Source organism: Acinetobacter sp. T63 (genome assembly GCF_053852345.1).
Genome location: NZ_CM132659.1, coordinates 2,911,532 through 2,926,183 on the forward strand (window position 1 = coordinate 2,911,532; position 14,652 = coordinate 2,926,183).

Here is a 14,652-nt window from a genome sequence, read left to right on the forward strand (position 1 = left end):
AAATAACCGGTCTATTATAACAGTCTTCTACAAAAGCATGTGCTATGTCATAGATACAATAGAATCATAGACTTAAATAAATAGTTGAACACTTAATAAACAAAAGCAAAACAATCAAATCAGCGACTTGCCCCTATACTTGATCAAGAAGTATAAAAACACATGGAGAAAAATTATGTTTCGTTGGGCCATTATCTTCGCTGTAATCGCACTTATTGCCAGTCTACTTGGTTTCGGTGGTGTCGCTGGTTTATCTAAAGATTTCGCGGTCATTCTGCTGGTTATTGCTGTTATTCTGGCAATTGTCGGCTTCCTGTCCCGCGGCAAGGTATAGTTTCTTATACCCTGACCCTCACAAAAAAGAAGGATGCAAATCCTTCTTTTTTTATGCCTGTGTTTAGACCGACAGCAGATACAGACAGATTATTCTTTGAAAAATAACTTAAAAATATTTTCTCACATTTGTTTAGGCCCATTGAAATGTTTTTCAAACCGCTGTCTCATTTTTATGTTTTAATCGAATTATTTCAAAAAACACAAGGATTGGACACATGACTTTAGCAATCAAAACTCGCGAAATTCAGTATACGGCGGCAGATGGTAGCCAGTTGGTCGGTTATTTTGCTGCACCCGAAACCGATGCACCAGTCGCGGGTGTGATTGTGGCACCGGAATGGTGGGGCCGAAATGAATATATTGAACAGCGTACCCGCGAACTGGCAGAACACGGTTATGCCGCCTTGGCCATTGATATGTATGGCGACAAGAAAAATACCACCACGGCTGCCCAGGCCAATGAATGGATGAGCCAGACCTTTGAAGACCCGAATACAATTGTGACTCGTGCGTCTGCGGCTTTGGACACTTTAGCTGCCCAACCGGAAGTAAATCAGGCTAAACTGGCAGCCATTGGCTTCTGTTATGGCGGCAAAGTGGTGCTGGATTTGGCCCGTTCAGGCGCCAACCTGCAAGCCGTTGCGACTTTCCATGCCATTCTGGCGGCCAGAGAACCAGCGCAGGAAGGCAAGGTACAGGCAGAAATTCTGGTGCTGCATGGTGAACTGGACAGCATGGTAACGCTGGATGATGTGGCCAGCTTCCGTGAAGAAATGCACGCTGCCCAGGTAGAACATGACGTGATTGTGTTTGAAGATGCCAAGCACGGCTTTAGTAACCCGCTGGCCGATGAACGTGCCAAAGCCAATGGCGTCGACCTCGGCTATAGCCCGGTAGCAGAACAGCAAAGCCTGGATGCCATGTACCAATTATTACAACGCCGTTTGGCCTGATTCTGGCATGAGGCCATATATATTGAAAAAGATTAATGAATTTGAATAGAGGATAGAAGAATGACCGAACAAGACTGCCCATATTGCAACTTTGATGAATATGATGTCATTGCCAAAAATGATTATGGCGTGATTCTACCCGAACCGAACGCATTGTCTAAAGGCCACTGTGTCATTATCCCTCTACGTCATGTAAGTTCTTTTTTTGATGTTACCGACAAAGAACGTAAAAGCCTGATGTCGCTGCTGGAACTGGCGCGGAATGAATTACAGCTGCGCCATCAACCGGCGGGCTTTCATGTCGGCTTTAACGATGGCGATGTGTTTGGCAGCCCATCGCAGCATTTGCATATCCACATTATTCCGCGCTATGAAGGTCAAATCCTCAAGCTGGACCAACGCTGGGGGATGAGCGGCAGCATCTAAGCCTTGCCGCTACCAAAACAGAAGGTGATGCCGCGGCATCACCTTTTTTATTGCCTGCTGCATCGGCAAGATTTGGGTATACTAGGCGACTGCTTAACAGTTCCGGTTCTCATGTCTGCCTTTTCTTTTTCCCATGCCCTGCTTTCCTGGTTTGATGTACACGGTCGCCATGACCTGCCCTGGCAGGTGGCCGATAACCCGTATAAAGTCTGGGTATCGGAAATCATGCTGCAGCAGACCCAGGTCAAAACCGTGCTGCAATATTTCGAGCGCTTTATTCAGCGTTTTCCCGATGTGGAAAGCTTAGGCCGTGCCTCCTGGGATGAAGTGGCGCCATACTGGGCCGGACTCGGTTACTATGCCCGGGCACGCAATCTGCATAAAGCGGCCGGCATAGTGGCCCAGCAAGGACATTTTCCGGAAAATCTGGAACAGTGGATGGCCCTGCCCGGCATTGGCCGCTCGACCGCAGGCGCACTGATGTCTTTGGGTCTCAGACAATACGGCGTAATTATGGATGGCAACGTCAAACGGGTGCTGGCGCGCTTTTTTGCCATTGAAGATGATCTGTCCAAACCGGTACATGAACGGGCCTTGTGGCAGCTGGCAGAACAGCTGTGTCCGACCGAGCGTAATCATGACTACACCCAGGCGATTATGGACCTCGGTGCCACCATCTGTACCCCGAAAAAACCCTTATGTCTGTACTGCCCGATGCAGCAGCGCTGCAAGGCCCACCAGCAGGGCCTAGAAGCCGAATTACCATTTAAAAAACCGAAAAAAGCCGTACCCGTAAGACAGGCCCAGGTGTTGCTCTTACACAGTGATGGCCAGTGGCTGTGGCAGCAGCGGCCGAATAGCGGCCTCTGGGGCGGATTATGGTGCCTGCCGATTATTGATGATCCAGCGCAGTTTCAGGCGCTCTGTCAGCGTCTGGGTCTGAAACAACGACAACAGCAGCTGCAGATTTCACACAGCTTTACCCACTTTACCTGGCTGCTGGATGCCAGTGTAATTCCGGTCAAGCCGGACCAGCAGGAACATCTGGCGATTGAGCTGGACGCCGAATGGATGACGCCGGCACAGGCTACTGCACGTGGACTGCCGACCGCCATGAAAAAATTGATCTCGGCCGCCGATTTATGACATAGTCAAAGACTGGAATTCGAATACCATCGACATAATAATCATCAGGGAGATGCTGTGCTTCGCTCGATTTCACTCTGCTGTGTTTTCTTCAGTCTGATTCTGCTAGCGGCCTGTACCTCGGCACCGAAAAAATCTGCTGCACCCCTACCGCCGGCCATGGTTAAAAAACTGCAGCACATGCCGCTGAAAACCCGCTTGCCAGTGCCGGTACAGGGCGTCAAACGTCAACACTTGCAAGATACCTGGGGTGCGTCACGCAGTCGCGGTCGCCTACATGAAGGCATTGATATTCTAGCGCCACGCGGCAGCAAGGTGTACAGCGCCACCGAAGGCCTCATTGCCGACTTACGCAATAACAATTTGGGTGGTAAAGTGGTATGGATTCTGGGACCGGGCGGCAGCTGGCATTATTATGCCCATCTGGACCGGCATAAACGTGGCCTGAAGGTCGGAGATTATGTCAAGAAAGGCGATCTCATTGGCTATGTCGGCAATAGCGGCAACGCCCGCCATACCGCGCCGCATCTGCATTATGGCCTGTATTTAAATGGCAAAGGTCGCGGTGCAGTCAATCCCTATCCCTATTTACGTTAGTTTGCTTTAGGAAGTGTACATGTCAGAAGCATTGATCAATCGACTGGTCGAATTTGCCGAATCCGGGAATCAACAGAAAATTATGTTGAACGGCCAGAGTCATCAGGGCTGGATCATGGAAATTACTGAAGATGCACTTCTGATCAGCACCGGCTATGCCGATAAATCCGGCAAGGATGTCTGGATTGCCTTTGCCGATCTGCCTCAGGCGGAATTGTCTTACTGGGATAACCGTCAGGATCAATGGGTTCATTTCCAGCTTTAAACCCGTACAGGAGCATCATCTATGGATCGAACACGCTGCGGCTGGTGCTCCGAAGATCCGCTCTATATCGCCTACCACGACCAGGAATGGGGCCGCCCGCTTCACGATGAAGCGCAGCTGTTTGAAATGCTATGTCTGGAAGGCCAGCAGGCCGGTCTGGCCTGGATTACCGTGCTCAAAAAACGCGAATGTTACCGTCAGCATTTTTTTCAATATTCCATTGCCGATATTGCCGCGTTGTCTGATCAGGCCTTGCAGGACAAATTACAGGATCGCGGATTAATCCGGCATCCGGCCAAACTCGCAGCCATCCGCACCAATGCTCAGGCCTGGCTCCAGCTGCAGCAGCAAGGTATCAATCTGGTCGACTGGCTGTGGCAATTTGTCGATCATCAGCCCGAGCAGCATACCGTGCCCGATTATCGCAGCGCCCCGACCTATACTGCAGCCAGTGTGGCACTGTCTAAAGCTTTAAAAAAGCAGGGCTTTCAATTTGTTGGCCCCACCATCTGTTATGCCTTTATGCAGGCCGTCGGCATGGTCAACGACCATGAAGATCACTGCGCCTTTAAATCTCTTCCCCCTTTAGCCGAGGAGCACTCATCATGAGCAACACTACCATTCGTGCCTATGCCGCCATGCAACCCGGCGAAGCGCTGGTGCCATATCAGTTTGATGCTGGCGAACTGTTGCCGCATCAGGTCGAAGTTCAGGTGGAATATTGTGGCCTGTGCCATTCCGATTTATCGGTGATTAACAATGACTGGCGTTCTTCGGTCTATCCGGTGGTGGCCGGGCATGAAATTATTGGTACCATTGTCCAGTTAGGAAGTGAAGCCAAAGGATTATCTGTGGGCCAGCGCGTTGGCATTGGCTGGACGGCAGAAAGCTGCCAGCACTGTGATCCGTGCCTGTCCGGCCGGCAGGTGCAATGTACCGGCGGCAGTGTCGCCACCATTGTCGGCCATGCCGGCGGTTTTGCCGATAAGGTTCGCGCCGGCTGGCAATGGGTCATTCCCTTACCGGATGATCTGGATGCGGAAAGTGCCGGCCCGCTGCTCTGTGGCGGTATTACCGTATTTGATCCGATCATTAAGCACCAGATTCAGGCGGTGCATCATGTCGGGGTGATTGGAATTGGCGGCCTTGGGCATATTGCCATTAAACTGCTCAAAGCCTGGGGCTGTGAAATTACGGCCTTCAGTTCCAACCTGGAGAAAACCGCAGAGTTAAAAGCCATGGGCGCCGATCATGTGGTGAATAGCCGTGACAGCGCTGCCCTGAAAGCCCAGCGCGGCAAGTTTGACCTGATTTTAAGTACGGTGAATGTTAGCCTGGACTGGCCGGTATATCTGTCTGCCCTGGCACCAAATGGTACGCTGCATATGCTGGGCCTGACCTTAGAGCCGTTACAGGTCTCGGCCGGTGCGTTAATTGGTGGTGGCAAAGCGGTGACGGGTTCATCGACCGGTTCACCATCGACCTTGCGCCAGCTACTGCAATTTGCCGCCCGCAAACAGCTGGCGCCGCAGGTTGAAGTATTCCCGATGTCGCAGATTAACGAGGCAATTGAACATTTACATGCTGGCCGGGCGCGTTACCGGGTGGTGCTGAAAGCAGATTTTTAATCTGCTTTGAAGCCAAATCTATAATAGATACAATTACTCACGAATAAATTGGGCCGCCTCTGCGGCTGGCCCCGATTGTATAAAAAATGTGTTAGATATTCAGTCTGTTATGGCATATGCTTAACGATGCGCATATATTAATTAGCCAAACCGAATGATTGATGTCAGCGGTTTGATTCAAAAAGTCTGCTAACATGAAAGCAGCTTTGACACGATAAAATGATTTGAGAAAACCTATGAGTAAAGCCTTACCCATTGCTGTTGCTGTAATTTTAGGCGGTGCTGCACTTGTTCCTGTTTATTATGCAACTCAACACCCTGCCACTGTATCCTCAAAAGCATCTGCAAATGCGTCTGCGGTTGAAAAAATCAGCTATGCATTAGGCTATGAAGTTGCCCATCAAACTCCACCAGAGCTGGACATTAACAGCTTTGTGACTGGTGTCCGTGAAGGTCATGCGCGTCAGCAGCCAGCCTATACTGAAGAAGAATTACAAAAGGCCTATGAACAGTTCCAGCAGGAACTGCAACAAAAACAGGCTGATCAGGCCCAGCAGGCACAAACGGCCAGCGATGCCTTCCTGACTGAAAATGCCAAACAGGCAGGGGTACAAACCACCGCGTCAGGTCTGCAATATAAAATTACCCAGCAAGGCAATGGCAAACAGCCAACGGCCAGCTCTGTGGTAAAAGTACACTACACCGGTAAACTGGTCGATGGCAAAGTATTTGACAGCTCGGTTGAGCGTGGTGAACCAATCGAGTTCCCGTTAAACCAGGTGATTCCAGGCTGGACCGAAGGTCTGCAACTGATGAAAGAAGGCTCGAAAGCCACGCTGTATATCCCGTCACAACTGGGTTATGGCGAACAGGGCGTGCCGGGCATGATTCCACCAAACAGCACCTTGATCTTTGATGTTGAGCTGATTGAAGTAAAATAAAAAACAAGGAGAGCCTGGCTCTCCTTCGTTGTTTAGGGACGCATAATATGAAAAAAACGATCACCCTGCTCGGCCTCGCCCTGTGTAGCGCGGCCACACTGGCTCAACCGGTGACCACCAAAAGCTCCACTGAACAGCAGGTGGGCTACAGCTTTGGTTATTTAATGGGGCGCAGCAATGTCGACACCTTAAAAGGTATGGATCTGGATGCCTTTGTGGCGGGTTTAAAAGCCGCCTCACTGGGCCAGCAAGCCAGCCTGAGCGATGAAGACATGGCCCGTATTCTGACCCAGTTCAAAAAGCAGGCCGAAGCCAAACAGCTGATTGAGCTGAAACAGCGCGCTGAAGCCAATGACATGATTGGCAAGGCCTTTCTGGCAGAAAACTCGCGTAAGGATGGGGTGAAAGTCACTTCATCGGGGCTGCAATATCTGGTCTTGCAATCCGGTTCCGGAAAAAAACCGAAGGCCAGCTCCAAAGTACGCGTGCATTATGAAGGCCGCCTGATTGATGGCACCGTGTTTGATAGCTCGATGGCACGGCAGCAACCGGCTGAATTTCAGGTCACACAAGTCATTCAGGGCTGGACCGAAGGGCTGCAACTGATGCGTGAAGGAGCCAAATACCGCTTCTTTATTCCAGCGAATCTGGGCTATGGCCAGATTGGTTCTGGCGATGCGATTGAACCGAACAGCACCCTGATTTTTGATGTCGAACTGCTGGAAGTGATCAATAAATAAAGATGCTTGTGCTGCTCATGCAGCCTCATCTTTCAATAAAAGCCCATAAAAAAACCCTTTGAGACTCAACGGCTCAAAGGGTTCTTTTATAGGAGCTGAACATCTTTCGCGCTCAGCTCTCAGTAATTAAGGTTTTAAATGACGCGGTCTAAAACCAGTGGCCAGCAGACCAAGAGCATAAGCTGCCACACCCACCACACACAGCAGTAGTACTTCCAGCACACGCATCCATTGCGATACATCACCGTTATACCAGCTCAAGGCGTACCATAAGGCAGCCACCATCACCGTATTGGCCGTGCCAAACTGGAACAGCAGTTTTTTCCAGTGCCCACCAAAACGGAAAATATCGCGTTTATGCAAATAGAAATACAGCATACCGGCATTGACCAGCGCGGAACCTGAAGATGCCAGTGCCAGCGCCATGTGCTCGGCTTCCCAGTCAATCAGTTTAAACAGCCCAATAAACACCACGTTTAAAATGGCATTGGCTGCCACCGCCATTAAACCGACCCGAACCGGGGTGCGGGTATCCTGCTGGGCATAAAAGCCTGGAGCAAAGACTTTAATCAGCATAAAGGCAATGACCCCGGCACTCATACATTGCAGGGCCAAGGCCGTCATCTGGGTATCTTCCCAGGTGAACTGGCCGCGCTGGAACAGGGCCTGAATAATCGGGGTCGACAGCATAAACAGTGCAATACTGGCAGGCACACCAGCCAGCACAATAATTTTCGCCGCCCAGTCCATCATGCCACGGAATTTTTCCTGATTCTGCTCGGCATGACGCGCCGACAAGGATGGTAAAATCACCGTACCAATTGCCACCCCAATCAGGCCCAGCGGCAACTCGGTCATCCGTTCGGCACTGTACAGCCACGATACCGAACCATCCTGCATAAATGACGCCCAGATGGTGTTCAGCAACAGGTTAATCTGGGTCACCGACACCCCAAACAGGGCCGGCAGCATCAGCTTCATGATGCGCTCAACGCCTTCATGCTTGAAGTCGATTTTTGGCGGAATCAGCAGCTTTTTACGCCACAATTCCGGAATCTGGATCGCCAGCTGCAAGGCTCCGGCAATAATCACCGCCCAGCCCAAGGCCATAATCGGCTCGGCCATATACGGCGTTAGCCACAGGGCTCCGGCAATCATGGCCAGATTCAGCAACACCGGTGCAAAGGCCGGCGTGGTAAAGGAGCCATAACTGTTTAAGATGCTGCTGGCAAAAGCGGTCAGCGACATAAACAGCAAATAGGGAATGGTCAGGCGGAACATGTCCGTGGCCAGCGCAAATTTTTCCGGATCACTATGGAAACCCGGCGCATAAACGTACATCACCGCCGGCGCCGCCACCATAGCAGCCAGTGTCAGCAGGCTCATCACCGAGGCCAGACAGCCAAACACCCGGCTAATCAGAATCTGCACTTCGGCATGGGTGCGGCTGGTTTTATATTCGGTCAGAACCGGAATAAAGGCCTGGGAAAATGCCCCTTCAGCAAACAGTCGCCTGAAAAAGTTCGGGATACGAAAGGCCACCACAAAGGTATCGAAATCCTTTCCCGCACCAAACACATTTAATAACACAATATCCCGCACCAGTCCCAACACCCGGGACAGCATGGTCATCGCACTGACAATAAAGGTCGATCGCCAAAGCGCCATCGGAACCACCCAAATAAAAATTTAGCCGCTATTGTAAAGAAACCTAAGCACAAGTTTCGTTATGAATTGATGAAGATGCTGCTTCTATCCTGCTGTTGCAGTCACGCAGTAAAGACCGGAACCGGCTCCAGTCAAAATAAGGTCCCGGATCGGTCTTGCGCCCCGGGGCAATATCGGAATGTCCAGCCAGATGACGCTGGATTTTCGGATAGGCCTGCTGCAAGGCCGACACCACTTCCGCCAGTACCTGATACTGGATCGCTTCAAAGGGCAGATCATCACTGCCTTCCAGTTCAATACCAATGGAATAATCATTACATTCCGGCTTGGCCAGATAACTGGAACGTCCGGCATGCCAGGCGCGGTCATTGAAATTGACACATTGCAGCACTTCGCCGCTACGCAAAATCAGCAGATGCGCCGAGACCTGCATCCCTTCAATGGTCTGAAAGTAAGGATGCGCCGACCAGTCCAGCCGGTTTTGAAAAAACTGTTCGATATAACCGCCGCCAAACTGTGATGGCGGCAAACTGATATTGTGAATCACCACCAGCTGAATTTCGGTCTGCTGCGGACGCTGGTTAAAATTCGGTGAAGGCACCTGCCGCGCACCTTTTAACTGTCCCTGGATGACCTGAAAAGAAGCCGCCTGCTGCATAGAATGATCCTGATATTTTTTTCAGTATAAAAATTTAGCCCATCCTAAAACTTTCAGCTGAAAATCTCAAATCAGACAAAAAAGCCGTGAAAAAGCGCATCGGGCCAGCCGAACAGTGCTAATATATCGCGCAATTTTCATGGGTAAAGAGATAAGGACAGGCAATGAGCATACCACAATCTTTATTGGAGCAATCTATCCAGATCAATATTCAGCAGGCCCTGCAGGAAGATATTGGCGAGGCAGATATTACCGCTTTACTTACCCCGGAAGATGAACAGGCCACCGCCACCATTATCAGCCGTGAAGACATGGTGCTGGCTGGTCAGCCTTGGGTGAATGCCTTAATCCAGCAGTACGATCCAAGCGTTCAGATTGAATGGCTGAAACAGGATGGTGATCGCGTGGCGGCCAATGAAGCCTTTTTAAAGCTGGCCGGTTCTGCGCGCAGTTTATTGACCGTAGAGCGCCCTGCCCTTAACTTTGTCCAGACCTTATCGGCCGTGGCCACCAAAACTGCCGAATATGTGAAACAGCTCGATGGCCTGCACACCAAACTGCTGGATACGCGTAAAACCTTGCCGGGTCTGCGTATTGCACAAAAATATGCGGTCACTGTAGGCGGCGGCCAAAACCATCGTCTGGGGCTGTTTGATGCCTTCCTAATTAAAGAAAACCATATTATGGCCGCTGGCGGTATTGCCCAGGCCATTGCCAAAGCCCATCAAATTGCACCAGGCAAACCGGTGGAAGTTGAAGTTGAAACCTGGGATGAGCTGAATCAGGCACTGGACGCTCAGGCCGATATCGTGATGCTGGATAACTTTAGCCAGCAACAGATGATTGATGCAGTCAAGCATGTCGCCGGTCGCTGCAAACTGGAAGCATCGGGCAATATCACCATTGCCAACCTGCGCGAAGTGGCCAGCACTGGTGTCGACTATATTTCCATGGGCGCCCTGACCAAAGATGTCAAAGCGGTCGATTTATCCATGCGTTTTAATGCTTAATCACAATTCGATATTTGTCGATAACGAAAAAAGGTGCCTCATAAGGCACCTTTTTTATTCGTTTAGGGTGAGTCGATGGCCGCAAGACTTTAATCATCTGCACGGCCGTCGCCATCACGGTCCTGATTCAGCATGGTGCCATCACCATCACGGTCATTGGCCGTATCACACGCGCTTAAACCAAAGGCGCCCATCGCCAGAAAGATCATCAAGTATTTCATGGTACATCCCTCTTTTTTGCTGTTTTAAAAAAATCACTGCGAGTTTTAGTAAGCCATGAAGCTCGGTTTCAGCATGTTGGTTTTTGTTATGAAGATGAATCTGCGCACAGCCGCTGGTTACGTTTGCTTCAATCACAAAAAAACGCATCCGGAGATGCGTTTTATAAATATATTGTTCTGATCTTGCAGTGTTTACCAGCCCAAGGCCTGTTGCTGCTTTTTGATCAGTTCCTGAATGCCCTGCTCGGCCATTTCCAGCATGGCATTACATTGCAGACGGGTAAATGGTTTATCTTCAGCAGTGCCCTGAATTTCAATAAATTCACCGGCCTGGGTCATCACTACATTCAGGTCAGTCTGGCAGTTTGAATCTTCTTCATAGCACAGGTCCAGCAATACTTCGTCCTGATACATACCCACAGAAATAGCAGCGACCAGACCTTTTAACGGGTCCTGTTTAATTTTTTTGCTTTCCAGCAGTACATTCATGGCATCGACCAGCGCCACCGCTGCACCGGTAATCGCGGCAGTACGGGTACCGCCATCGGCCTGAATTACATCACAGTCAATGGTAATGGTATTTTCACCAAGTTTTTTCAGATCGACCATGGCACGCAGGCTGCGGCCAATTAAGCGCTGGATTTCCTGAGTACGGCCGCTCTGTTTACCCCGTGCCGCTTCACGGTCACTACGCGTATGGGTAGAACGTGGCAACATGCCATATTCTGCAGTTACCCAGCCTTGGCCTTTGCCTTTTAAAAAGCGCGGTACCGAGTTATCAATACTGGCAGTACACAGCACTTTGGTATGACCAAATTCAACCAAGACAGAACCTTCCGCATAACGTGTGTAATTACGGGTAATTTTGACATCACGTAATTGATCTAGGGTACGTTGGTCGATACGCATAAGTTGTCCTTATTTTGACTCAAATAAATTGTCGGCCAGTATAGCAGATGCAAGCGCACAGGTTTTGTCCCCGGGTCGGCTTTTACACAATCTCGCCACAGAAAAGCGGGCCCTGCACAGTCAATGCGGCAGCATGGCTGCTGCCCGGACCGATTCTGCTCTATAATAGCTATACAGATGAATTTTTAAACAGTATCAGGGATGTGACATGTCGATTCGGGAAGAACGTAAGCAGCAAAGTCGTCAGGCCATTTTAGATGCGGCCCTGACCTTAAGTACTGCCGAGCGCTCTTTTAGCAGCATCAGCTTAAGGGAGATTTCCCGCCATGTCGGGCTGGTGCCAACGGCGTTCTACCGGCATTTTCAGGATATGGATGAACTCGGCGCAGAACTGGTCGATCAGGTGGCGCTGCATTTAAAAAGCATTCTGCATCAGCTGGGTCAGGCCTATTTATATCTGCCCAATGCCAAAACCCGGACCAGCGTTGAACTGTTTTTTCAAGCAGTGGATCAGCATCCGCAGCAATGGATTTTTTTAATTGCCGAGCGTTGGGGCGGCTCGGCCACGGTGCGTCTGGCCATTGCCCGGGAAATCGAGTTTTTAATTGATGATTTTGCCAATGACCTGAAACGGGTGGAAAGCGTGCAGCATTTTGAACATCCGGAAGACTTTAAAGTACTGGCCAATATTTTAATTAACCTGTCCTTTAACTGGGCCATGAGCTGGATCGGCCTCAGTCGCCAGTTTGAAGGCGAGGCTTTAAGTCAGCAGCAGCACCAGTTTACCGAGCAGACCATTATCCAGGTGCAATTGCTGTTTCGTGGTATCAGCCATTGGGAGCGACCAAACATCACAATGCATGAAACCGCAGCACTAAAAAACCCGCTTTAAACAGCGGGTTTTTAACATCATGTTGGGCTTTTATTTGGCTTTACGTTCTTTATCGACCAGGTAGTTCACCACCTGAATCACTTTGCCGTTATCGCCCGACACCACATATTTACCATTGACCACCACTGCCGGCACACCGGTCAACTGGTATTGGCGCGCCAGTTTATTGGCCTGTGCCACTTTAGAGGTAATCGCAAAAGAGTTAAACATGCTGTTGAACTTGGCTTCAGGAATACCGTATTTGACAAAGAATTTGGCCTGGGATTTCTGGTCAAAAATCTGCTGGCCTTTGTCATGAATGGCATGGAATAACGGCAAGTGGGTACGTTTACGGACGCCCAGTGCTTCCGACACATAATAGCCGCGCGCATTCATTTCCCAGACCTGGTTCATGGCAGCCGGAGTACGCACGAAGTTCACATCTTTTGGCAGCTTACGCAGCCAGGCTTGCATATGCGGCTCCAAGGTAAAGCAGTGGCCACAGCCATACCAGAAGAATTCACGGACTTCAATTTTACCCGGCACATCGACTTTGCCCGGATTGGCCAGTACGCGATAGTCTTGGCCTTCAACAAAATTGGCCGCCCATGCGCCACCTGAAATTGCAAACATTGCGGTTGCAAGGCTACCCAAAAGAAACTTTTTCATTGAACTTATTGTCCTCATAAATCGTTATGATTAGCTTATGCGAACACTATAAATCAATTATGCCGTTTTCGTTTTGCTTCTGTGAACTTTTTTACGGCTTTTATCGCTTTTTCCAGAATAAACGCTACACTAAACAGCATAGACTTTTTGAAATCATAATAACTTGATTGAGGTGACACCAATGTCGCAACTGAATGTTGATCCGCAAGAAATTGCCAAATTTGAAGCATTCGCAGCTATATGGTGGGATCAGCATTCTGAGTTCCGCCCTTTGCATCAAATTAACCCGCTCCGTTTAAACTGGATTGATGAACATTCAGGCGGACTGGCTGGCAAAAAAGTGCTGGATGTCGGTTGTGGCGGCGGCATTCTCTCGGAAAGCATGGCACGCCGTGGTGCCGATGTACTCGGAATTGATATGGGCGAGGCGCCGCTAAATGTGGCACGTTTACATGCCCAGCAGGAAGGCGTCGAAAATATTGAATATCGCCAGATTCCGGTCGAGCAACTGGCAGAAGAACAGGCTGGCCAGTACGATGTGGTGACCTGTATGGAAATGCTGGAGCATGTACCCGATCCAGCCTCAATTATTCAGGCCTGCCAGAAGCTGGTCAAACCGGGTGGCCATGTGTTCTTCTCGACCATTAACCGTAATCCGAAAGCCTATTTATTTGCGATTATTGGCGCGGAATATGTGCTGCGCATGCTGGCCAAAGGCACGCATGATTATCATAAATTTATCAAGCCGTCCGAACTGGCACACGATATTCGCAATGCCGGCCTGAAACTGAAAGATATGACCGGTTTGCACTATAACCCACTGACCAAACGCTACTGGCTGGCGCCCAATGTTGATGTCAACTATATGGTGCATACCCTGAATGAAGGTGGCCAATGAAAGCGGTTTTATTTGACCTCGACGGCACCTTAATTGATACCGCGGCCGACTTTATCCGTATTATTCAGGACATGTGCCGCGATAAAGGCTGTGACATTGTCGCCGCCGAGCAGATTCGCACCCAGGTCTCTGAAGGCGCACGCGCCATGGTCAAGCTGGTATATCCGGAGCTGGAAGTGGAAGACCCAGTCTTTTTAGGCCATCGCCAGCGCTTTTTAGACCTTTACGGCGCCGATATTGCGGTAGAAACCGACCTGTTTGAAGGCATGTATCCACTGCTAGAGCAGCTGGAACAGCAGCAAATTCCCTGGGGTATTGTCACCAACAAGCCACGCTGGCTCAGTGAAGCGCTGTTAAAAGCCCTGAACCTGACCGAACGCTGTGCGGTACTGGTCTGCCCGGAAGATGTCAGCAAGACCAAACCCGATCCGGAACCGATGTATCTGGCCGCAGCACAGCTGGGACTGGAACCGCAGCAGTGTATTTATGTCGGCGATCATCCACGTGATATTGATGCCGGACGCAATGCCAGCATGTACACCATTCTGGCGGCTTATGGCTATTTACCCTTACAACACAAAGATGACTTAACAGCCTGGCAGGCAGACTGTATAGTGAATAATGTCACAGAATTACATCAGGTCTTGCACCAGAGGCTGTCACAGCAACAACAACATTCAATCACTTCATAATTACAGCAAAAAACGGAGGTCGAT

General features: G+C 50.0%; 19 protein-coding genes. 14 read left to right on the forward strand and 5 right to left on the reverse strand.

Annotated elements, in window-relative coordinates:
- The first annotated feature begins 175 nt into the window (after positions 1-175).
- From ACVLR6_RS14005 to ACVLR6_RS14050, 10 genes are all read left to right on the forward strand, one after another.
- Positions 176-334: a DUF1328 domain-containing protein gene (locus ACVLR6_RS14005; RefSeq protein WP_005006601.1), complete on the forward strand. Its 159-nt coding sequence runs from the start codon at positions 176-178 to the stop codon at positions 332-334.
- A 217-nt stretch (positions 335-551) separates the two neighbouring features.
- On the forward strand, positions 552-1,289 hold the full coding sequence (locus ACVLR6_RS14010; RefSeq protein WP_016658694.1) for a dienelactone hydrolase family protein: 738 nt from the start codon (positions 552-554) through the stop codon (positions 1,287-1,289).
- Between the two features lie 60 nt (positions 1,290-1,349).
- Entirely contained in the window at positions 1,350-1,715 is a 366-nt protein-coding gene (locus tag ACVLR6_RS14015; protein WP_005180943.1) for an HIT family protein, read from the forward strand.
- Between the two features lie 111 nt (positions 1,716-1,826).
- Complete coding sequence (gene mutY / locus ACVLR6_RS14020; RefSeq protein ID WP_455995498.1) at positions 1,827-2,861, forward strand: A/G-specific adenine glycosylase; 1,035 nt, start codon at positions 1,827-1,829, stop codon at positions 2,859-2,861.
- Positions 2,862-2,918: 57 nt separating this feature from the next.
- Positions 2,919-3,458 carry a M23 family metallopeptidase gene (locus ACVLR6_RS14025; RefSeq protein ID WP_104513161.1) on the forward strand — a complete coding sequence of 180 codons (540 nt, stop codon included), beginning with the start codon at positions 2,919-2,921 and terminating at the stop codon, positions 3,456-3,458.
- A 19-nt stretch (positions 3,459-3,477) separates the two neighbouring features.
- Positions 3,478-3,723 carry a hypothetical protein gene (locus ACVLR6_RS14030; protein ID WP_005180946.1) on the forward strand — a complete coding sequence of 82 codons (246 nt, stop codon included), beginning with the start codon at positions 3,478-3,480 and terminating at the stop codon, positions 3,721-3,723.
- A 21-nt stretch (positions 3,724-3,744) separates the two neighbouring features.
- Positions 3,745-4,332 (forward strand): DNA-3-methyladenine glycosylase I, encoded by a 588-nt coding sequence (locus ACVLR6_RS14035; protein ID WP_016658692.1) that lies wholly within the window; start codon positions 3,745-3,747, stop codon positions 4,330-4,332.
- Complete coding sequence (ahr, locus tag ACVLR6_RS14040) at positions 4,329-5,351, forward strand: NADPH-dependent aldehyde reductase Ahr (protein ID WP_168408747.1); 1,023 nt, start codon at positions 4,329-4,331, stop codon at positions 5,349-5,351. Before ACVLR6_RS14035 ends, ahr begins: the two co-directional genes overlap by 4 nt.
- Before the next feature lie 236 nt (positions 5,352-5,587).
- Positions 5,588-6,292: an FKBP-type peptidyl-prolyl cis-trans isomerase gene (locus tag ACVLR6_RS14045; protein ID WP_005180950.1), complete on the forward strand. Its 705-nt coding sequence runs from the start codon at positions 5,588-5,590 to the stop codon at positions 6,290-6,292.
- Positions 6,293-6,339: 47 nt separating this feature from the next.
- Complete coding sequence (locus ACVLR6_RS14050) at positions 6,340-7,032, forward strand: FKBP-type peptidyl-prolyl cis-trans isomerase (RefSeq protein ID WP_104472308.1); 693 nt, start codon at positions 6,340-6,342, stop codon at positions 7,030-7,032.
- Between the two features lie 126 nt (positions 7,033-7,158).
- Here ACVLR6_RS14050 and murJ read toward each other — a convergent pair whose 3' ends face one another.
- Positions 7,159-8,700 carry a murein biosynthesis integral membrane protein MurJ gene (murJ, locus tag ACVLR6_RS14055; protein WP_455995501.1) on the reverse strand — a complete coding sequence of 514 codons (1,542 nt, stop codon included), beginning with the start codon at positions 8,698-8,700 and terminating at the stop codon, positions 7,159-7,161.
- 43 nt (positions 8,701-8,743) lie between these two features.
- Positions 8,744-9,358 carry a 1,6-anhydro-N-acetylmuramyl-L-alanine amidase AmpD gene (gene ampD, locus ACVLR6_RS14060; protein ID WP_016658689.1) on the reverse strand — a complete coding sequence of 205 codons (615 nt, stop codon included), beginning with the start codon at positions 9,356-9,358 and terminating at the stop codon, positions 8,744-8,746.
- A 164-nt stretch (positions 9,359-9,522) separates the two neighbouring features.
- Here ampD and nadC point away from each other — a divergent pair, with 164 nt between their 5' ends.
- Positions 9,523-10,368 (forward strand): carboxylating nicotinate-nucleotide diphosphorylase, encoded by an 846-nt coding sequence (gene nadC / locus ACVLR6_RS14065; RefSeq protein WP_016658688.1) that lies wholly within the window; start codon positions 9,523-9,525, stop codon positions 10,366-10,368.
- A gap of 89 nt (positions 10,369-10,457) precedes the next feature.
- Here the strand turns inward: nadC and ACVLR6_RS14070 are convergent, their stop codons facing one another.
- Positions 10,458-10,589, reverse strand: a complete 132-nt coding sequence (locus tag ACVLR6_RS14070; protein ID WP_455995502.1) for a hypothetical protein — start codon at positions 10,587-10,589, stop codon at positions 10,458-10,460.
- Between the two features lie 192 nt (positions 10,590-10,781).
- Positions 10,782-11,498, reverse strand: a complete 717-nt coding sequence (gene rph / locus ACVLR6_RS14075) for a ribonuclease PH (protein WP_005180961.1) — start codon at positions 11,496-11,498, stop codon at positions 10,782-10,784.
- Positions 11,499-11,706: 208 nt separating this feature from the next.
- Here rph and ACVLR6_RS14080 point away from each other — a divergent pair, with 208 nt between their 5' ends.
- A complete protein-coding gene (locus tag ACVLR6_RS14080; RefSeq protein ID WP_455995504.1) occupies positions 11,707-12,390 on the forward strand; it encodes a TetR family transcriptional regulator in 684 nt (227 codons plus the stop codon).
- Between the two features lie 30 nt (positions 12,391-12,420).
- On the opposite strand, the gene ACVLR6_RS14085 is transcribed toward ACVLR6_RS14080, so the two are convergent.
- Positions 12,421-13,038, reverse strand: a complete 618-nt coding sequence (locus ACVLR6_RS14085; protein WP_016658685.1) for a thiol:disulfide interchange protein DsbA/DsbL — start codon at positions 13,036-13,038, stop codon at positions 12,421-12,423.
- Positions 13,039-13,219: 181 nt separating this feature from the next.
- Here ACVLR6_RS14085 and ubiG point away from each other — a divergent pair, with 181 nt between their 5' ends.
- Together ubiG and ACVLR6_RS14095 are read left to right on the forward strand one after the other, a co-directional pair.
- Complete coding sequence (gene ubiG / locus ACVLR6_RS14090) at positions 13,220-13,936, forward strand: bifunctional 2-polyprenyl-6-hydroxyphenol methylase/3-demethylubiquinol 3-O-methyltransferase UbiG (RefSeq protein WP_005180969.1); 717 nt, start codon at positions 13,220-13,222, stop codon at positions 13,934-13,936.
- Positions 13,933-14,628: an HAD family hydrolase gene (locus ACVLR6_RS14095; protein WP_411684407.1), complete on the forward strand. Its 696-nt coding sequence runs from the start codon at positions 13,933-13,935 to the stop codon at positions 14,626-14,628. The genes ubiG and ACVLR6_RS14095 overlap by 4 nt, the downstream gene beginning before the upstream one ends.
- Positions 14,629-14,652: the final 24 nt, after the last annotated feature.